Raw genomic sequence first — 17,840 nt, forward strand, 5'->3', positions numbered from 1 at the left:
ATGAAACTTCTTCGCAGTTGGGCCGCGCTAGCTTTATCGTTCTGGGTTGCAACAGCATTGATTCCTGGAATTGATGTTCTAGGAGGATTTACGACATATCTCTGGGTCGCACTTCTCTTTGGTTTGCTCAATGCAACACTTGGAAGTCTGCTTAAGCTTTTAACGCTACCTGCAGTGATCCTGACTCTTGGACTCTTCCTTGTCGTTGTTAATGCAGCGATATTGATGTTACTTGCTGACTGGAGTGAGAGTTTAGATGTCACAAACTTCTGGTCTGCAGTACTTGCAGCCTTAGTTATTAGCGTAGTTACACGCCTTGTTTCAGGTGTTGCTAAGAAAGCTCTGCCACACTGAAATCGCTAGCCCTAGTCTCACTAGGCGGTGTTTTAGGATCTCTAGTTCGCTACTGGCTGGGTATTGAACTAAGTGATGGGCGCAGCGCAACGCTGACTGCCAATTTAATTGGTGTTGGCCTTGCTACTTTCTTACTTGTTTACACACAACGACGCGGAAGTGAAAACTTACGACATTTCTTACTTCCAGGCTTTTGCGGTGGGCTCACAACTTTTTCAGCAGTAGCGGCCTTAACACTTGAGCCAAGCGAAGGCGGACAGCTTTTTCTCTTTCACAATGTGATTTTTTCAATGTTCATCATTCTTCTAGTTCTACCTATTGCTAGAAAAGTGATTGCGGTGCGCCCATGAGAACTCTTCTTGTCATTCTCGGCGCAGCAATCGGTGCACCTGCACGCTTTGCTATAGATCAATACTTTCGAAAGTTCACTAATAAGCCTTACGGAATCTTTGTTGTTAACGTTGTGGGCTCTTTTGTATTTGGTCTAACAATTAATAGCGCCCAAAACACTTACGCCCTCTTTGCAATTGGTTTTGCAGGTGCCTTCACAACGTGGTCAACATTTATGCTGGACTTCTTTTTAGCCTATGAACAAAAAAAATATAAGGACGCAGCGATTAACTTAGGCGCATCCATTGTCTTTGGTCTACTTGCTGCATCCCTAGGTATGTCTTTAACGTAGAGAAGCCATCCAACTTTCAATCTCATCTGGATGATGAGGAATGTTTTCAGACAAGTTAATGAAACCATCCTCTGTCACCAAAACATCATCTTCAATACGAATACCAATACCGCGGTATTCAGCTGGGAATAGCTCGTCATCGAGTTGGATATAAAGACCTGGTTCAACAGTTAAGACCATTCCTGCTTCAAGAACTCCATCGCGATATTGATCTGCGCGTGCTTGGGCGCAGTCGTGAACATCCATGCCGAGCATGTGGCTCACACCGTGAAGAGTCCAGCGCTTATGTAATCCAACAGCTGGATCCATCGCTTCTTCAAGGCTCATCTTGATAATTCCCATATCAATTAGACCTTGGGCTAAAACGCTGTGACTGGCACGGTTAATTTCAAGGAATGGAACGCCAGCTTTAATCGCTTCAATTCCAGCTTTTTGCGACTCATAGACCAACATATAAAGGGCGCGTTGAGCTGGTGAGAACTTTCCATTAATGGGCAATGTGCGAGTGATATCGGCGGTGTAGTAAGAATCAACTTCAACTCCAGCATCAAGGAGTAATAGATCACCAGGTATAACTTCACCGTCGTTGCGATTCCAGTGCAACACACAAGCATGTGAACCAGAGGCAGCAATAGTGTTATATCCCAAATCATTTCCTTCAACACGAGCGCGGCCATAGAAAGCGGCATCAATAACACGCTCACCGCGTGGTGTGGCAACTGCTGCAGGAAGAACACGGATCACATCACTAAAGCCACGATGCGTAGCATCAACAGCCTTTTGCATCTCACGAATTTCATACTCATCTTTAATAAGGCGAGCTACAGAGACAAAATTAATTAACTCTTCATCGCGTGCATGCTTTTTTACCTTTGCATCCACAATCTCGTCATAGCCATGAAGTGCAACAGCAGTTTTACCTTTTAGGAAAGCTTCGAGTTCACTTACTTCGCGCACTTCAATGCCATAACGCTGAGCAGCTTCATCAGTAGTAAAACGGCGACCAACCCAGAGCTCACCATTTTTAGCATCGCGATAGAAAGCATCGGTATCGCGGGTAGATCGTGGGTTAATAAAAAGAATAGGGGTATGACCTTCTTTCGTTGGCTCCATAACTAATACAGAACCAGGCTGTGCTTCAACACCTTGCACGCCGGTGTAGTAAGCAAAAGCGCTATGAGGGCGGAACTGGTAATCAGTGTCATTACTACGTTGTTTTAACTCACCACCTGGCAATACAACTCTTGAGCCAGAGAAAGCAGCTGAAAGATCTGCTCTGCGTGCAACACAGTAAGGAATTACTTCATCTTGAATGATTCCAGTCAAAGGCGTTGGCGCCCAACCTGTTTTCATGAACTCGCCAAACATCTCTGATGGCGCAACGTCATAAACGCGCTTGCTGCCGGTATCCAACGCTTTGTCTGAATTTTCCATATGGTGAGCGTAATGGTGAAGAGAATTGGTAGCCAACCACCCACACGCTAAACTTCCCTTGTACTCGGAGACGTCGCATAGCCCGGTCGAGTGCGCCTCACTGCTAACGAGGTAAGGGGTTAAACCCTTCAGGAGTTCAAATCTCCTCGTCTCCGCCATAAAGATAATTAAAGGAGTTGGCCGTGCCATTGTTTAAAGTAGCAATCGTTGGCGCAGGACCAGCGGGCTATTTTGCAGCGCAAGCTTTACACAATCAACAAAATGAAGATCGCACTTTTGCAATAGACATGATTGAACGCCTTCCCACACCATGGGGATTAGTTCGAAGCGGTGTTGCACCCGATCACCCAAAGATTAAGACAGTCTCTAAAGTCTTTGAAAAGATTGCAGCTGATCCCAACTTTCGCCTCTTTGCCAACATTGAAATTGGCAGCGAGATAAGCGTTGCCCAACTCAAAGAGAAATATGACGCAGTTGTTATCGCAACCGGATCACACCTAGGTAAGAGCCTTGGGATACCAGGAGAAGAATTGCCTGGTTCGCTATCGGCGGCAGATTTTGTCCCTTGGTATAACTCACATCCAGATTATGTTGACGTAAAGGTGCCACTTGATTGCGATACGGCAGTAGTAATTGGCGCGGGTAATGTTGCAATGGATGTTGCACGTATGTTGGCACTTGAACCAAGTGAGCTAGATCCAACAGATACAGCAGATCATGCAATTGATGCCTTTAAAGCCAGTGCTGTGCGCGATGTTTATATCAGCGCACGCCGTGGACCAGAGCATGCAGCTTTTACTTCCCCAGAACTTCGAGAACTGCCAAAGCTTGAACACACCAATGTTGTCATCAACAAAGCAGATATTGATGCAGCGATAGTTCGTGCAGGAGCAGAGCCTGAAAAAGAAGTGAAAAGTAACTTGGATGCAATGTTATTGATCGCAGAGTCACAAAAAAGTGAACATGAGCGCACGATGCGCTTTCTTTTCCAGCACACCCCCAAGCAGATCCTTGGCACAGATCGCGTTGAAGGCGTTGTGTATTCAACCCCGAGTGGTGATGTGACTATTAAGTGCGGATTAGTTATTACTGCTATTGGCTATCAAGCTGCCGGTATTGATGGTGTGCCATTTGAAAATGGCAAGGTTGTTAACATCGATGGTCGGGTAAATGAGAATTTGTATGTTGTTGGTTGGGCAAAACGTGGTCCATCAGGAGTCATTGGCACTAATAAATCAGATGCTGCTGCAGTTGTTGAACTGATGATCAGTGATTTGAAAACACCTAAAGCCGCTGGTGATATTTCGCAGTTATTGACTCACCAAGTAGTTGTGGATCAAAGCGCGTGGCAAAAGATTAATGAAGCCGAGGTGGCTGCAGGTGAGCCAAAGGGTAAACCTCGGGTTAAGAGTGTTAAGCGCGATGAACTTTTAAAGTTGGGCTTGTCGTAACCTTTTTCACTCTGCAGTAATCATGTCGTTACCTAAAAAACACTCAAGCTAAATTGAGTACTGCTTAGATAAGGCCATGAAACAAACCCTTATCTCAAGAAAATTCACTGGCTTTGGCGCACTCGCCACGGCCATCGCATTATTAGTCTCGTTGCTAATTCCAACTGCGCAAGCAAACACATACTCTCTTCCAAACGCACCTACCAACGTGACCTCTTATATAGGTGCACGTGGAGTTGTTGTTAAATGGACACCAGGCGCAAATGTTGCACCAGGAGTTACTGGTTACGTTGTCTCTGCAGGTGCGGGCTCATGCCCAATCTTTGTACCTGCAAGAAATAGCAGCGTTGTAACCATGCCTGTTGTCGATGGACAACCAGGAGGAACACCTGTTGTTCAGGCTGTGAACGCATATGGCTTTTCAAAGCCAGCGGCATCAAATAAGAGCTACACAGCAGCTCAACTAGCAACTGTTGCATCATCACTCAACAAAGCTGTTCAAGTTCTCCAGCTCAGCGACCTACACGGTGCAATTGAAGTGGGTGGATCATTTGGTGCAGCCCTTCTAACAAGTAACTGGAACGCAGATCGCGCTGCTAATAAGGCAACGATTGCGGTCTCATCTGGAGACAACATCGGTGCAGCACCTCCAATCTCAACTGAGTTTGAAGAGCTACCAACGATTGAATCATTAAATGCTGCAAAGCTAGATGTTTCAGTATTTGGTAACCATGAGCATGATCGCAATATCGATCACCTCAACAAGATGATTGGTGCATCAGATTTCCAGTGGGTAGTTTCTAACTACAGCGCGGGAGCATTAGATGTTCTTAAGTCAGGAGCAAAGCAGGCTAAGACCTACACAATCATTGAGCGCGGTGGCGTGAAGATTGGTGTGGTTGGCTCAAATACACCAGAGACAATTGAACAAGTCTTTCCTGGAAACCTTGATTACAAGGATGCATCAGGTGCAAAGAAGACCATTGTTATCGCTCCAGGCGTAGCAGGCATTAACTCTGCAATTGCAGAGGCAAAGGCAGCTGGCGCAGATGTTGTCATCGCAGTAATCCACCAGGGATGGTTGGAAAATGCAGATGGTGTTTCAAAGGGTCTCTTTAATGAACTTGCAGCACAAATCAAGGGTGCAGCAGCAATCTATGGTGGTCACAGCCACCAGACATACGCTTCTGTCATTCCTGGTAGCTCACGCGTTGCACCAACTGTTCTAGGACAGGTTCGCAACGCTGGTGTTGAGTACACACGTACACAGATTTGTATGAAGTCTGGAAAAGTTGTTGGTCAATCAATCCAGCACGTTCTCAAGGCTGCAGCTGCAACAATCAACACAGGTGTTGTTTCAACAGTCACCACACAAGATGCGGCAGCAGCTGCAATGGTTAAGAAGTACAAGGATCAACTATCTGCAAAGCTTGATGTAAAAATCGGTAAAGTTTCAGGAGTATTCCCTCGTGGAGGATCACCAGCTGTTGAGCGTTCAGGTGAAACTCCAATGGGTAACTACATTGCAGATTTGATGCGTGCTAAGTACAAGACAGACTTTGCAATCCAGAATGGTGGCGGTATCCGCGACACATTCCCGGCAAAGACATATGTACCGGCAGCAACAGGACTTGTTCGCACAGGTGCTGGCCCACTAGATGTAACACTCGGTGATGCGTTCACTGTGTTCCCATTTGGTAACCAGATTGCAACAACAGTTGTCACAGGTGCAAACCTTTGGAAGGCTCTAGAAAACGGTGTTGGCGGTAACTATCCAGGTGATGGTCGCTTCCCACAGATTTCTGGATTCAAGTTCTCATTTGATGCATCTAAGCCAATTGGTTCACGTATCGTCGAAGTTACAAAACTAGACGGAACTGCAATTGCTAAGGATTCAAAGGAGTACACACTTACAACTCTTGACTTCGTAATCTATGGTGGCGATGGATATGTAAATGTCTTCTCACCAGCACAGGCCAAGGTTCAAGGTGCACTGCTAGATGTATTCGTAGATGCACTTAAGGCAGATATGGCCGCAGGAAAGGTAACTCAAGTTCCTGCAGCAGATGGCCGCATCAAGAAAGTTGGCTAATAGCTAAGTAATCAGACAAAGGGCGTCGGAGCAATCTGGCGCCCTTTGTGCTTTATTTACGCACAGTTCACGCATTTTGGCACTGAATGAAAAGCAGGTAAGATGCGCAGGCTGTACAAAACTAAATAAGCGCGCGTAGCTCAACGGATAGAGCATCTGACTACGGATCAGAAGGTTAGGGGTTCGAATCCCTTCGCGCGCACAAGTTAAGCTCTCGGTGCCTTTCACACCGGGGGCTTTTCTTCTTTTTGTTTAGGTAATACTTATGCCATGTCCAAGATCCTTGTAACAGGCTTTGAGCCTTTTGCTACTTCATCACTCAACCCTTCAGGCGAAATAGTTAAAGCACTTATCGGTGATGATCTTGTAACAGCGATACTGCCAGTAGTTTTTGGGCAAGCAAGTGCACAGTTGCGTGAACTTATCGATCTTCACAAACCTAGTGCTGTGCTGTGTCTAGGCCAAGCTGAGGGCAGAAGCGCGATGACACCTGAGCGCATTGCAATTAACTTAGATAACGCTCGGATTGCAGATAATGCAGGTAATCAACCTCTAGAGCAGAAAATTAATGCTGATGGCCCTGATGGCCATTTCTCAACGCTTCCCATTGAGAAGATGGTTGCATCAATGAAAGCAGCAGGAATCCCTGCTTCAATTTCACTGAGTGCGGGAACATTTGTCTGTAATCACATTTTTTATGTGTTGCAGGATTACTTAAAGGATTCTCCAATTAAAAGCGGGTTTATGCATGTGCCGTTAATGGATGAACAACGCAAAGAGTTTCCAAACCTGCCAACCATGCCGGTTAGACAGATGGTTGCAGGGGTGCAGATATCTTTGGATTTATTACGGGTAGAGACCACGTAATCTGTGGGCTTCGGCAACACGTGCAACACCGATCATGTGAGCTGCTTCTCGCCAAGAAACCTTTTTATCTTTAGCCATATGCTCGACTTCTCTAAATGACTTCATCATGATGTCATTAAGGTTTTGCTTAACCTCATCAGCGCTCCAGAAGTAGTTTTGCTTATCCTGGACCCATTCAAAGTAAGAAACGATTACACCGCCTGAGTTAGCCAAGATATCTGGCACAACCAACACTTTGTTGTCATTAAGAATCTGATCTCCGCCAGGAGTTGTTGGGGCGTTAGCGCCTTCAACAATGATCTTGGCTTTAATTCCGCTGGCAGTTTTCTCAGTAACAGAGTCAGCTAAGGCTGCAGGGATAAGAACATCAACATCTAAGTGAAGTAGTTCTTCCTGTGTGATTTTGTCTGTGCCAGGCATATTCAGGTTGCCGTTTGCTTGGAAGTATTTCCACAGATCTGCAACAGATGAGAATCCTGTAACACCACCGCTAACATCACTAACTGCAACAACTTTAAGACCTAGGTTTTCAAGGGCGATAGCAGCCCAGTAACCCACTTTTCCAAAGCCTTGAATAGCAACAGTTGCACCTTTTTGATCAATTCCTTTAACTCTAAGTGCTTCTATGGTTGAGATTGCAACACCATCACCAGTTGCAGATGTGCGACCAAGTGAGCCACCTAAAACAATTGGTTTGCCAGTAACAACTCCTGGAACAGAAAAGCCTGCATTAACTGAATATGTGTCCATCATCCAGGCCATGTTGCGCTCATCAGTTCCAACATCAGGTGCTGGAATATCGCGCTCTGGTCCAATGATGGGCAAGATCTCTGATGTGTAGCGACGGGTGAGGCGCTCGTTCTCTCCTAAAGAAAGTGTGTGCGCATCAACTGCAATGCCACCTTTAGCGCCGCCGTAAGGCAAGTTAGTAAGTGCGCATTTCCATGTCATCAACATGGCAAGAGCAACGGTTTCATCCATATCTATATCTGGGTGAAAGCGAACACCGCCCTTTGAAGGACCACGTGTTGTTGAGTATTGAACGCGAAAACCTTTATACATCTCCACATTTCCGTTATCGCGCCTAAGTGGAACTGCTACTTCAAGGATGCGACGAGGTGTGGAAAGGGTTTGCCAATCATTTTCGGTAAGTTGTAGTAATTCAACAGCTCGACGCAACTGCGTCCGAGCGGTTTGAAGAGCTGACTCCGTTGTCATTTTCTTCTTTCCGTTAGTTTTTATGAACGCAAAGCTTTAGCAAAGGATTCGAAATCCTCCACCAAAATATCAACTTCCTTTTGACCGTGAGCCAACGAGATTAACCACTGCTCATCTAATCCCGGAGGCGTAATGATTCCGCGGTTAAGTGACCACAGCCATGAAAGCTCAGCAACAGCAAAGTCTGTGGCTTTGTAATCACGGTAGTTACGAACAGGCTCTGTGGACCAAGTAATACAGCCCTTCACACCAAAACCAACAGTGTGTGCTGGTAGTTGGTACTGCTCAATGATTGCATTGATGCGATCTAGTGCTTGTTGGTTAAAACCTTCAGCCTTTGCAAGTGATTCTTCGGTAAAGATCACATCAGCTGCGCGAACACCAGCCATTGCAAGGGGATTACCGTTAAATGTTCCAAAGTGGGCCATTTTTCCATTAGTAACAAAGTCCATGTACTTCTTCTTGCCACCAAAGGCAGCCAAAGTAAGTCCGCCACCAATTGATTTTGCAAGGGTAATTAAGTCTGGAGTAACACCTAAGCGCTGGGCAGCGCCTTGATGTCCTGCAGTTAAACCTGTTTTAACTTCATCAAAGATCAAAACAACGTTGTATTCATCGCAAAGTTCGCGAACTCGCTCTAAGTAACCTTCATCAGGCAAAACGATGCCTAGGTTTTCTAGAACTGGTTCAAGGATGAAACAAGCAATAGAAGATCCATGCTTTTTGAATGTGCGCTCTAGAGCATCTGCGTTGTTATAAGGAACAACGTAGATCTCACCAGGCACGATTCCTTCTGGAACGTGTGCGATTGGATCATTCTCATCACCGATCTTGTCGATAGGTGGTTTACTAGAGACTACAAATGGGTCATAGCTACCGTGATAACCGCCCTCAATTTTAACTATTGCATTCTTATCTGTTGCAGCGCGTGCTGTGCGAACGGCATACATTGTTGATTCAGTTCCTGAGTTAGTGAAACGAACTAGATCAATACCAAAGCGGCGACAGATGCGCTCTGCAGCATCAGTTGAAATAGGAGAAGGGGTGACAAAGAGAGTTCCACTCTCGAGTGCCTTCTTTACCTCTTCAACGATTACTGGGTTCAGGTGACCTGCCAGCATGGCACCAAAGCCCATGGAGAGATCGAGGAGCTGGCGACCATCAACATCTGTCATCCAGGCGCCCTTAGCGCTCACGATGGAGATTGGATATGGGTCCCAGTGCTGGAAGCTTGAAGTTACGCCCATAGGCAATGACTTGAGAGCACGACGACTTTCTTCAGCGCTCTTGCCAGTTTGCTTGGTGAATAACTCCCATTCAGCTTTCAGGAGTTCGGCTACTCGCTCAGGTGAGACAGGAGTAGATGTTGAAGGAACGAATCTAAATGTTTCTCTGTGATTAGTTTGGGTAATCATTGGTAAAACTTGTACGGCAAAGGTTTCAGCTTTTGAAACTCGTTTGAGAAGTACTCTCCCGGTTCATTTTTTAGTCCGTTTGGACTAAGGCTTAAGTATCTCATGCCGTTTTTTAAATGCAACCCCCAAAAAAACCGGGTGTGTCATGCGGGAAAAAAGGGAAAAAAGGGAAAAAAAGTTAAAAAAGCGTTAGCGCAAGAAAAGTGCACGCAATCGGCGGGATGTTACAAAAAGTCCTATTCCGATCATTACAACAAAATAAGTAACATGCACGAAAACTCCAGAGTTTATTTCCCCAAACCAAAAAGCGCGTACTAGCTCAATTCCATGCCATAGAGGCAAAGCCATGATGACTTTTTCTAGCCAATCTGGATAAACAGAGATTGGATAGAGAGATCCGGAGAACAAAGTCATTGGAAGTAAGACAAAGTTAATGAAGCCCATTTGTTGGTAAGTCTTAAAGTAAGAAGTGATTGCCATTCCAAATGAGGCAAAACCAAATGCAACAAGAGAAGCTGCAGGGATTGCCAAGATTGCCCAGACGCTTGGCGTTAATCCAAGAGCTGTAACAACAGTTAGGAAGCCAATGGAGTACACAAGGCCTCTAATCAAAGCCCAAGTGATTTCACCCAGTGCGATATCAAGAGGCCCAAGTGGAGTTGAAAGCATTGTCTTATACAACTTTGATTCATTAAGTTTCCAGAAAACATTCCAGGTTGAATCATAAATCGCACCGTTCATTGCACTATTTGCAAGTAACCCTGGTGCGATGAACAAGGTGTAATCAATAGTTTTGCTTCCTGTGGTCACATCTCCAACAAGGCTTCCCATTCCATAGCCAAAAGCCAACAAGAAAAGAACCGGCTCAACAAAACCTGTAACAACGGGAATCCAATTAGTAGATCTAAAGGCAATCCAACCGCGCTCTAGCAACACGTAAGGCCGACCCGCATACATAGCTGTTGATTTACGGTTCATTGCGATATCTACAGCGTTACTCACTTTGATAACCGCCGTTCAAATTGGCGAGTAGCAAGGACTAGACCAATGACAAGCAAGGTAAGAAGGAACACAAGGTGCACAACAACCATTGTGCTGCTAATTCCATAATCAAAAGCAGACTCACGGCCTAGCTCGGTTGCATGCCACAGTGGTGAAATCCATCCAATAGGCTGCAAATACACCGGCATTGATGTCAAAGGAAAGAAAGTTCCAGAAAACAAGAACATCGGCATAATGACCAAGCGACCTAGTATGTTGAAGAATTGATCTTCTTTTTCAATTTTTGCTGCTGCAAACAACATCAGTGCACCAAAAGCACCGCCACCTAAAACGGCAATAGGCACTAGCAAGATACTGATTCCAAAGTCAACAACATTAAAGGCAAGCAAGAGAATGTAGTAAGCGATTACCGCAAAGAGCGCACGGCAAAGGGCGGCAAGATAAACACCGATTGCGATCTGTCGACCAGTTATTGGAGTTGAGTTTTGCGCGAAGAAAAGCTTGCGCCATTTAAAGCCCTCAATAGTAGGAAAGACCGTTTCATCCATGATTCCCGTGATGGCAGTGTTAGCCAATAGGGCAGGTGCGATGAAAGCTATGTATTTAATGCCATTTGTTCCACTTGTGCCCGATCCTTGTTCAACCATAACGCCAATACCAATACCCACTGCGATTAAGTAAAACAGTGGATTTCCGATATCCACGGCTGCGATGATGGTTCGCCACTTAGACATGGATTTCAAACGTGCCGCAGCTATATACAAAGCTCCAAAACGTTCAATAGTAGGAACATCAATACCCGCGTTCATTCAATCAAAGTTCTTCCAGTTAGGCGCAAGAAGACATCTTCAAGTGAGCTTCTGCGAACAAGTGAAGTAGTTGCATGCATTCCAGCGTGAGTGATTTTTTCAAGGAGTTTTTCGCCATCTTCTGTGTACATCAAGATGCGATCTGGCAGGGTCTCCATGCGCTCACACATCGTTGCAAGTTGCGGAGCAACCTCTTTATTGCGATCACTTCCAAATCGAACTTCTAGTACCTCTTTACTTGAATACTGCTTAATCAAAGATGCGGGTGATCCTTCGGCCATGATTGAACCTTTGTCCATCACAACTAGGCGATCACATAATTGTTCTGCTTCATCCATAAAGTGTGTAGTTAGAACAAGTGTTACACCTTGTTCCTTCAGACGGAACAAGCGATCCCAGAGAATATGGCGCGCTTGAGGATCTAAACCAGTAGTTGGTTCATCCAATAACAAAATATCTGGTTCACTCACAAGGCCGCGGGCAATTGTTAAACGGCGCTTCATTCCACCACTGAGCGCTTCGACCTTCACATCACGCTTTTCTTCTAATTGTGCAAACTCAAGAAGTTCTTCGATCTTGTTTTTAATAAACTTCTTTGACAAACCAAAGTAACGCCCATAAATATAAAGGTTTTCACTCACAGTGAGTTCGCCATCGAGATTATCTTGCTGGGGTACAACTCCAAGGTGGGCACGTACAAGAGGCCCAAATAATTCAGGATCTTTACCGAGGATTTCTACGGTTCCACTTGTGCGCTGTGATGTTGCGGCAAGAACACGCATAGTCGTTGATTTACCCGCACCGTTGGGGCCAAGGAGTCCAAAGGACTCACCCTTAGCCACATCGAAGTCGATGCCGTTTACAGCGGTGAAATCCCCAAAAACCTTGGTTAAACCACGTACAGATATGAGTGGATTAGACATCTTTCTATTCTACCTGAGTATTGTTAACCCACGTGCGCTTCATAAATAATCCCACCCATGATCTCACCTATGACGATGTCTTCATGGTGCCAAGTGCCTCTGAACTCTCTAGCCGTATGGATGTGGATTTAGCTTCCACTGATGGCTCAGGAACAACAATTCCTTTAGTTGTAGCAAACATGACCGCTATCTCTGGTCGTCGAATGGCAGAAACAATTGCTAGACGCGGTGGCATTGCAGTTATCCCACAAGATATTCCACACGCAGTAGTTGATAGTGTCATTAAATGGGTTAAGGCCCGTCACGTATTCTTTGATACACCAATTACTTTAAACCCACATCAGACTGTTGCAGATGCAGTTTCTCTATTACACAAGCGTGCCCACGGTGCAATTGTCATTGTTGATGGTGGAAAGCCTGTAGGAATTGTTACAGAAGAAGATTGCAAGAGCGTTGATCGCTTTACACAGCTCCATCAAGTAATGAGTAAAGAACTCATCACGATGGCAGATAACCTTGATGCCCGCGCTGCATTTGAGTTCTTAAACCAACACCGACATAAGTTAGCCCCAGTAGTTTCTAGTAACGGCGATCTAGTGGGCATCATGACTCGCATCGGTGCACTACGCGGAACTCTTTATTCCCCGGCCGTAGATGCAAGTAATCACTTACGCATTGCTGCAGCTGTTGGTATTAATGGAGATGTTGCCGCAAAGGCTGCAGCCCTCGTTGAATCAGGGGCAGATGTTCTAGTTGTTGATACTGCCCATGGACACCAAAAGAAGATGATTGAAGCCCTCAAGGCAATTAAATCTCTAGGGCTTTCTGTTCCAATCGTTGCGGGCAACGTTGTTACTGCTGATGGTGTGCGAGATCTAGTTGCAGCTGGAGCTTCAATTATTAAGGTGGGCGTTGGGCCAGGGGCTATGTGCACAACCCGTATGCAGACAGGTGTTGGTCGGCCGCAGTTCTCAGCAGTCTTGGAATGTGCCACAGAGGCGAAGAAGTTAGGTGCACATGTGTGGGCAGATGGAGGAGTACGCCATCCACGAGATGTTGCACTGGCCTTAGCTGCAGGTGCATCCCAAGTAATGATTGGTTCTTGGTTTGCAGGCACATATGAATCACCTGGAGATTTACAGAGTGATGTCAATGGACGTTTATTCAAAGAATCATTTGGAATGGCATCAGCACGCGCCGTTGCTGCTCGCACTTCGGGAGAAGATGCATTTGAGCGTGCTCGCAAAGCACTCTTTGAAGAAGGAATTTCAACTTCGCGCATGTATTTAAATCCTGCACGACCAGGTGTTGAAGATCTACTGGATGAAATTATTGCTGGGCTGCGCTCTTCTTGCACCTATGCAGGTGCACGAAACCTTGATGAGTTTGCAGAAAGAGCAGTTATTGGAATTCAATCATCTGCAGGTTATGCAGAAGGTCGTCCATTGCACTCTTCGTGGGGCAACTAATGTCTAAACCCACAATCATCCTTGCAACCAGCAATGGTGTTGGAATGGGCCATTTGGCACGAGCTAGCGCCGTTGCACTGGCATTAAAGCCAGTTGCTAATCCAATTATTGTTTCAATGGCTGGCGGCATTGCAGAGATTCCTTCCTTTATGGGTATTCGCTGCGAATACATCCCAGGACGAGATCGCTTATGGATGTCTCGCGAAAAGTGGGATGCATACCTACGCGATCGTCTTTTAGCGTTAGTTGATGAAACCGATGCAAAAGTTTTATCGTTTGATGGTGTTGTTCCTTATCCAGGTGTAATAGCTGCACGTAATGTAAACCCGAAGTTAAAACTTGTCTGGGTTCGTCGTGGACTATGGCAAAAGAAGCCACAGCGCTTCATTTTAGGTTTACAAGCAAAGATGATGGATGCAATTGTTGAACCAGGAGATATTGCCCGCGCTTATGATTTTGGTCCAACATCAAAGCGCAAAGACTCTGTTTTAACATCTCCTGTTTCACTTTTTAGAAAAGAAGATGCGCTATCTCGCGAAGATGCTCGCAAAGCCTTAGGTCTTGATCAAAACCGTCCAGTTGCTTTAGTTCAACTTGGCACAGGCGATAGCGATGTGAACCACAAAATGACAGCAGCTCTTGAAGGCCTACTTGGCTGGAAAGATTTACAAGTGATTTTAACTAAGGCTCCGATTGATAAAGATGGAAACTCTTTAGCTCCAGAGGGCCTAGACATTAAAGTGGCGCGCTATTTCCCACTAGCAAAGGTGTTGCATGCATTTGATGCAGGTATTTGTGCAACGGGATATAACGGTGTGCACGAATTGTTGCCCGCACAAGTACCAACAGTCTTTGTTTCAAATATCCGTGGAACCGATGATCAAGAGGCTCGTGCCCGTTGGTGTCATGATTTTGGTTATGCACTACGTGCAGATCAAGCAGATTTAGCTGACATTACAAAGACCGTTAAGAAATTGCAGGATCCACAAGTACGTGCAGCCTTATCGGCAAAGTGCGCAGAACTTCCTCAAACAACTGGTGGACAAGAGATTGCAGATATTTTGTATGCACTTGCTACTGAGCAAGTAGCAGCAAAAGCCAAGACTTTTACTTTCATCCGCTTAATGGCACAAGATCACATCAATCGTGGATTACGCCATGTTGCTAACTTAGGGTTACGAAGAGTTGCGCTGGTATATCGATTCCTTAACCCACATATTGTTGTTCAAGTTACTAAGCAAGATCCTCCTACATTTGGAGATTCAACCGATTCTGCCGAACTACATAAGCTGATTAAATCTGCCAGCAGATTTGAACATTTGATTACTGGTGCATCACCTGCTTATGTGGCGAAGCGTAAAGAGATCGCAAAAACTGCTTATGGCGATTTAGTGGAGATCATTAAGAAGTAATTGCTAGCTGTTAGTAAAACATGCGAGATCTCTTGCCTGCACATAGAATATGTAAATGATGAAAGCACAGACAGCAGTAGAAATTAATGAAGTATTAGCCAATAGACGTAGCCCACGCTCCTTAGATGCAACGGCAGTTCTATCAAAAGATGATCTATTGGCAGTTTTAGAAGCTGCACGCTGGGCGCCTTCTGCATCTAATGGGCAACCATGGAGATTTTATGTCGGCCAACGCGGGGATGAAGTATTTGCACAGATACTTGATTCGCTTGCTCCTTTTAATCAGGGATGGGCCCACCGATCATCTGTGTTAATAGTTGTTGCTGGCGTTCACACGCGCGAAGACGGAACACCTAATAAGGGCTATCTCTATGACTGCGGTCTTGCTGTTGCTCAAATGGTTGTTGAAACACACGACCGCGGACTTGTTGCTCATCAAATGACTGGCTTTGATCCAGAAAAAGCTGCGCAAAATCTAGGAATAGATGCATCACTTCTTCCTGTTGCAGTTATAGCAATTGGTAAACAAGCATCAGCCGAGCAATTAGAGGGACCTTTGCTGGAGCGTGAAAATGCACCGCGTGAGCGCAAAGCGCTAGAAGAGATTGTGGTTAAAGGTTTACCGAATTAAAAGCGTGAACGGATCTCCCACAGATCTTTAAAGACTGGTGCAAACAAAGTACTCGCTAGATATTCCACACCGCTAGAACCACCAGTACCAATTTTGTGTCCAATGGTTCGCTCCACCATCTTCACGTGGCGATAGCGCCACTCTTGCATACCCTCGTCAATATCAACTAAGCGCTCACAAATCATTGCACTCTCTGGGTCTTTAGTATGAACTTCCAGTAATACATCCTGAACACGCAAATTAGCCTCATAAGGCAATGAACGATCGCGTTCTAATACATCGGTTGGAATTGCATGTCCGCGCTTTGCTAAATAAGCCAAAGCTGAATCCCAGACTGAATTACCTGCAGTGATTAGCGCAATCTCAGCTTGAATTGCCGGTGGCAGGTGTCCAGCCATTTTTGTATCGCGCCGACCAAGCAAAGCTTCTACTTTTCTAAATTGCGCGGACTGGAAACCACTTGAGGATGAAAGATATGAACGGAAAGCATTGAACTGCAAAGGCGTCATAGTTTCCAAGATATCGATCTGTGTCACACAGACTTTAAGAATTGTGCGGATACGTCCCAAAATCGCTAGAGAATAATGAGTGTCCCCAGATTCCATTGCACGCTGTGCTTCTGCGAATTCATGAATGATTTGTTTGAACCACAGTTCATAAGTTTGGTGAATGATGATAAAAAGCATTTCATCATGTTCAGGTCCTTGTGAGAGAGGGCGTTGTAGGCTTAAGAGTTCATCTACGGCTAAATAAGATGTGTATGTCAGTGCTGAATCGAAGTTTTCGCTCATGTGACTCGTGAACCGCCCTCTTTGATTGTTTTGTATTGGCCAGATGCCACTAGGTCACGCGTACGAGCAAATCCATCCCACACTTCAACAAAGGAAGTTGGAAGTGGTGAGATAGCCAAACGGATTGAATTAGGTGTGCGGTAGTCAGGAATTACATTAGAAATCTCGCGCATAGCAACACATATCTGAGCTGCATCAGGGTGCACTAATGAAATATGTCCACCGCGCTCTTTAGGATCTCTTGAAGTATTGAGCACAAATCCAAGTGGAGCTAACCAGGCGTCATAGAGATCAATCATCATCTGTGTGCCAACTGCGGCCTTTTGTGCAATTGCATCTATGCCAGCCTCATTAATCATTGAAAAAGCTGTCTGAACACAGCGAATACCGATCAGTGATGGACTAGCAATCTGGAAGCCACGAATGTTTTGTGCTCGCTCAAATACTGGCCCCATTTCAAACTGAGCATCTTGTGCAAACCAACCCTGGATGGGAACTTGTAATTCTTTTTGGATCTTCTTGCTTACATACAACCAAGCAGGTGAACCTGGACCGGAGTTTCCATATTTATATGTGCAACCAACACAGAGATCAACTCCATTTGCATCAAGGTTTAACTCAATCGCACCAACTGCATGGCTGGCATCCCAAACCACTAAAGCACCAATTGCACGTACTTGATCGGTAATTGATTTGATATCGGTTCTAGCACCAGAGCGATATTGAATAACTTGTAAGGTAACAAGTGCAACATCATCGTTGAGATACGGCGCAAGAACTTGGGTGGTGATGCGCTCATGTGTTGCTACCCCAGGGTCTTCGTTTTGAATAAGGACAAGTTTTAAGCCGAACTGCTTAGCAATTCCATCAAGGATGTATCGATCTGTTGGAAAGTTTGCTGCATCTGTAATGATTGTTTTGCGGCCAGGACGTGCATGCACCGCTGCAAGGCAGAGTTGATAAAAGTTAACTGATGTTGTGTCACAGACAAGAATTTGTCCAGGGCCTGCGCCTAAGGCTGCTTGGCCTAACAAATCACCTGTTGGTTGAGCTTCATCAACCCAATGGCCCCAGCCAGTTACAACTTCTGCGCCCCATTCAGTCATCAGATTGTTTACGGCAGAAATTGTCTCTTTTGGAAGACGACCTAATGAATTTCCATCCAAATAACACATCTCGGGGTCTGTAACGACGAATTGTGATTTGAAATGAGCGAGAGGATCGTTTTTATCTAGCTCTAAGGCGTACGCGCGGTCAGTAACGTTCATGAAGGAAAGGTACGCTCTCCCA

At 45.4% G+C, this 17,840-nt stretch carries 17 protein-coding genes and 2 tRNA genes; 11 read left to right on the forward strand and 8 right to left on the reverse strand.

All coding sequences use genetic code 11. From position 1 onward, the window contains the following. Genes A7sIIA15_RS00115 through A7sIIA15_RS00125 form a run of 3 tightly spaced genes read left to right on the forward strand, consistent with a single transcriptional unit; the run spans window position 1 to window position 1,036 of the window. On the forward strand, window positions 1-354 hold the full coding sequence (locus A7sIIA15_RS00115) for a phage holin family protein (protein ID WP_095657801.1): 354 nt from the start codon (window positions 1-3) through the stop codon (window positions 352-354). Further along, window positions 351-704: a fluoride efflux transporter FluC gene (locus A7sIIA15_RS07195; protein ID WP_095686411.1), complete on the forward strand. Its 354-nt coding sequence runs from the start codon at window positions 351-353 to the stop codon at window positions 702-704. Before A7sIIA15_RS00115 ends, A7sIIA15_RS07195 begins: the two co-directional genes overlap by 4 nt. After that, entirely contained in the window at window positions 701-1,036 is a 336-nt protein-coding gene (locus tag A7sIIA15_RS00125; RefSeq protein WP_095685258.1) for a fluoride efflux transporter FluC, read from the forward strand. Before A7sIIA15_RS07195 ends, A7sIIA15_RS00125 begins: the two co-directional genes overlap by 4 nt. Here the strand turns inward: A7sIIA15_RS00125 and A7sIIA15_RS00130 are convergent. Then, window positions 1,028-2,470, reverse strand: coding sequence for an aminopeptidase P family protein (locus A7sIIA15_RS00130; RefSeq protein WP_095685259.1), 1,443 nt, complete (start codon window positions 2,468-2,470; stop codon window positions 1,028-1,030). The genes A7sIIA15_RS00125 and A7sIIA15_RS00130 overlap by 9 nt on opposite strands. Window positions 2,471-2,536: 66 nt before the next feature. Here A7sIIA15_RS00130 and A7sIIA15_RS00135 point away from each other — a divergent pair. The 5 genes from A7sIIA15_RS00135 to pcp all read left to right on the forward strand — a co-directional run bounded on the left by A7sIIA15_RS00135 (window position 2,537) and on the right by pcp (window position 6,880). After that, window positions 2,537-2,628, forward strand: a tRNA-Ser gene (locus A7sIIA15_RS00135). Between the two features lie 24 nt (window positions 2,629-2,652). Beyond that, complete coding sequence (locus tag A7sIIA15_RS00140) at window positions 2,653-3,921, forward strand: FAD-dependent oxidoreductase (RefSeq protein ID WP_095685260.1); 1,269 nt, start codon at window positions 2,653-2,655, stop codon at window positions 3,919-3,921. 76 nt (window positions 3,922-3,997) lie between these two features. Then, window positions 3,998-6,013 carry a 5'-nucleotidase C-terminal domain-containing protein gene (locus A7sIIA15_RS00145; protein ID WP_095685261.1) on the forward strand — a complete coding sequence of 672 codons (2,016 nt, stop codon included), beginning with the start codon at window positions 3,998-4,000 and terminating at the stop codon, window positions 6,011-6,013. A gap of 129 nt (window positions 6,014-6,142) precedes the next feature. After that, window positions 6,143-6,215: transfer RNA gene (locus tag A7sIIA15_RS00150), tRNA-Arg, on the forward strand. A gap of 68 nt (window positions 6,216-6,283) precedes the next feature. Continuing rightward, window positions 6,284-6,880, forward strand: coding sequence for a pyroglutamyl-peptidase I (gene pcp / locus A7sIIA15_RS00155; RefSeq protein WP_095685262.1), 597 nt, complete (start codon window positions 6,284-6,286; stop codon window positions 6,878-6,880). Here pcp and A7sIIA15_RS00160 read toward each other — a convergent pair. The 5 genes from A7sIIA15_RS00160 to A7sIIA15_RS00180 all read right to left on the reverse strand — a co-directional run bounded on the left by A7sIIA15_RS00160 (window position 6,860) and on the right by A7sIIA15_RS00180 (window position 12,247). Further along, window positions 6,860-8,098: a Glu/Leu/Phe/Val family dehydrogenase gene (locus tag A7sIIA15_RS00160; RefSeq protein WP_095685263.1), complete on the reverse strand. Its 1,239-nt coding sequence runs from the start codon at window positions 8,096-8,098 to the stop codon at window positions 6,860-6,862. The genes pcp and A7sIIA15_RS00160 overlap by 21 nt on opposite strands. A 20-nt stretch (window positions 8,099-8,118) precedes the next feature. Continuing rightward, window positions 8,119-9,513 carry an aspartate aminotransferase family protein gene (locus A7sIIA15_RS00165; protein WP_095685264.1) on the reverse strand — a complete coding sequence of 465 codons (1,395 nt, stop codon included), beginning with the start codon at window positions 9,511-9,513 and terminating at the stop codon, window positions 8,119-8,121. A gap of 189 nt (window positions 9,514-9,702) precedes the next feature. Beyond that, window positions 9,703-10,470: an ABC transporter permease gene (locus A7sIIA15_RS00170; RefSeq protein WP_095686412.1), complete on the reverse strand. Its 768-nt coding sequence runs from the start codon at window positions 10,468-10,470 to the stop codon at window positions 9,703-9,705. Window positions 10,471-10,511: 41 nt separating this feature from the next. Further along, the gene (locus A7sIIA15_RS00175) at window positions 10,512-11,324 is read right to left on the reverse strand and encodes an ABC transporter permease (protein ID WP_095685265.1); all 813 of its coding nucleotides are present in this window, start codon (window positions 11,322-11,324) and stop codon (window positions 10,512-10,514) included. Continuing rightward, the gene (locus tag A7sIIA15_RS00180) at window positions 11,321-12,247 is read right to left on the reverse strand and encodes an ABC transporter ATP-binding protein (RefSeq protein ID WP_095685266.1); all 927 of its coding nucleotides are present in this window, start codon (window positions 12,245-12,247) and stop codon (window positions 11,321-11,323) included. The genes A7sIIA15_RS00175 and A7sIIA15_RS00180 overlap by 4 nt, the downstream gene beginning before the upstream one ends. A 32-nt stretch (window positions 12,248-12,279) precedes the next feature. Here A7sIIA15_RS00180 and A7sIIA15_RS00185 point away from each other — a divergent pair, with 32 nt between their 5' ends. The 3 genes from A7sIIA15_RS00185 to A7sIIA15_RS00195 are packed head-to-tail and all read left to right on the forward strand — an operon-like array spanning window position 12,280 to window position 15,759. Beyond that, window positions 12,280-13,716: a GuaB1 family IMP dehydrogenase-related protein gene (locus tag A7sIIA15_RS00185; protein ID WP_095686413.1), complete on the forward strand. Its 1,437-nt coding sequence runs from the start codon at window positions 12,280-12,282 to the stop codon at window positions 13,714-13,716. Continuing rightward, window positions 13,716-15,128, forward strand: a complete 1,413-nt coding sequence (locus tag A7sIIA15_RS00190) for a glycosyltransferase (protein WP_095685267.1) — start codon at window positions 13,716-13,718, stop codon at window positions 15,126-15,128. The genes A7sIIA15_RS00185 and A7sIIA15_RS00190 overlap by 1 nt, the downstream gene beginning before the upstream one ends. Window positions 15,129-15,183: 55 nt before the next feature. Beyond that, window positions 15,184-15,759, forward strand: a complete 576-nt coding sequence (locus A7sIIA15_RS00195) for a nitroreductase family protein (RefSeq protein ID WP_095685268.1) — start codon at window positions 15,184-15,186, stop codon at window positions 15,757-15,759. Here A7sIIA15_RS00195 and A7sIIA15_RS00200 read toward each other — a convergent pair. Then, window positions 15,756-16,550, reverse strand: coding sequence for a tryptophan 2,3-dioxygenase (locus tag A7sIIA15_RS00200; RefSeq protein ID WP_095685269.1), 795 nt, complete (start codon window positions 16,548-16,550; stop codon window positions 15,756-15,758). The two genes, A7sIIA15_RS00195 and A7sIIA15_RS00200, sit on opposite strands and share 4 nt — an antisense overlap. Further along, the gene (locus A7sIIA15_RS00205) at window positions 16,547-17,818 is read right to left on the reverse strand and encodes a kynureninase (protein ID WP_095685270.1); all 1,272 of its coding nucleotides are present in this window, start codon (window positions 17,816-17,818) and stop codon (window positions 16,547-16,549) included. The genes A7sIIA15_RS00200 and A7sIIA15_RS00205 overlap by 4 nt, the downstream gene beginning before the upstream one ends. Between the last annotated feature and the right edge of the window lie 22 nt (window positions 17,819-17,840).

This window comes from Candidatus Planktophila vernalis (assembly GCF_002288185.1).
In the GTDB taxonomy this organism is placed as follows: Bacteria; Actinomycetota; Actinomycetes; order Nanopelagicales; family Nanopelagicaceae; genus Planktophila; species Planktophila vernalis.

Coding starts and splice junctions, on each gene's coding strand:
- A7sIIA15_RS00115 (WP_095657801.1), top strand. CDS start 1: ATGAAACTTCTTCGCAGTTGGGCCGCGCTAGCTTTATCGTTCTGGGTT.
- A7sIIA15_RS00125 (WP_095685258.1), top strand. CDS start 701: ATGAGAACTCTTCTTGTCATTCTCGGCGCAGCAATCGGTGCACCTGCA.
- A7sIIA15_RS00130 (WP_095685259.1), bottom strand. CDS start 2,470: ATGGAAAATTCAGACAAAGCGTTGGATACCGGCAGCAAGCGCGTTTAT.
- A7sIIA15_RS00145 (WP_095685261.1), top strand. CDS start 3,998: ATGAAACAAACCCTTATCTCAAGAAAATTCACTGGCTTTGGCGCACTC.
- pcp (WP_095685262.1), top strand. CDS start 6,284: ATGTCCAAGATCCTTGTAACAGGCTTTGAGCCTTTTGCTACTTCATCA.
- A7sIIA15_RS00160 (WP_095685263.1), bottom strand. CDS start 8,098: ATGACAACGGAGTCAGCTCTTCAAACCGCTCGGACGCAGTTGCGTCGA.
- A7sIIA15_RS00165 (WP_095685264.1), bottom strand. CDS start 9,513: ATGATTACCCAAACTAATCACAGAGAAACATTTAGATTCGTTCCTTCA.
- A7sIIA15_RS00170 (WP_095686412.1), bottom strand. CDS start 10,470: ATGTATGCGGGTCGGCCTTACGTGTTGCTAGAGCGCGGTTGGATTGCC.
- A7sIIA15_RS00175 (WP_095685265.1), bottom strand. CDS start 11,324: ATGAACGCGGGTATTGATGTTCCTACTATTGAACGTTTTGGAGCTTTG.
- A7sIIA15_RS00180 (WP_095685266.1), bottom strand. CDS start 12,247: ATGTCTAATCCACTCATATCTGTACGTGGTTTAACCAAGGTTTTTGGG.
- A7sIIA15_RS00190 (WP_095685267.1), top strand. CDS start 13,716: ATGTCTAAACCCACAATCATCCTTGCAACCAGCAATGGTGTTGGAATG.
- A7sIIA15_RS00195 (WP_095685268.1), top strand. CDS start 15,184: ATGATGAAAGCACAGACAGCAGTAGAAATTAATGAAGTATTAGCCAAT.
- A7sIIA15_RS00200 (WP_095685269.1), bottom strand. CDS start 16,550: ATGAGCGAAAACTTCGATTCAGCACTGACATACACATCTTATTTAGCC.
- A7sIIA15_RS00205 (WP_095685270.1), bottom strand. CDS start 17,818: ATGAACGTTACTGACCGCGCGTACGCCTTAGAGCTAGATAAAAACGAT.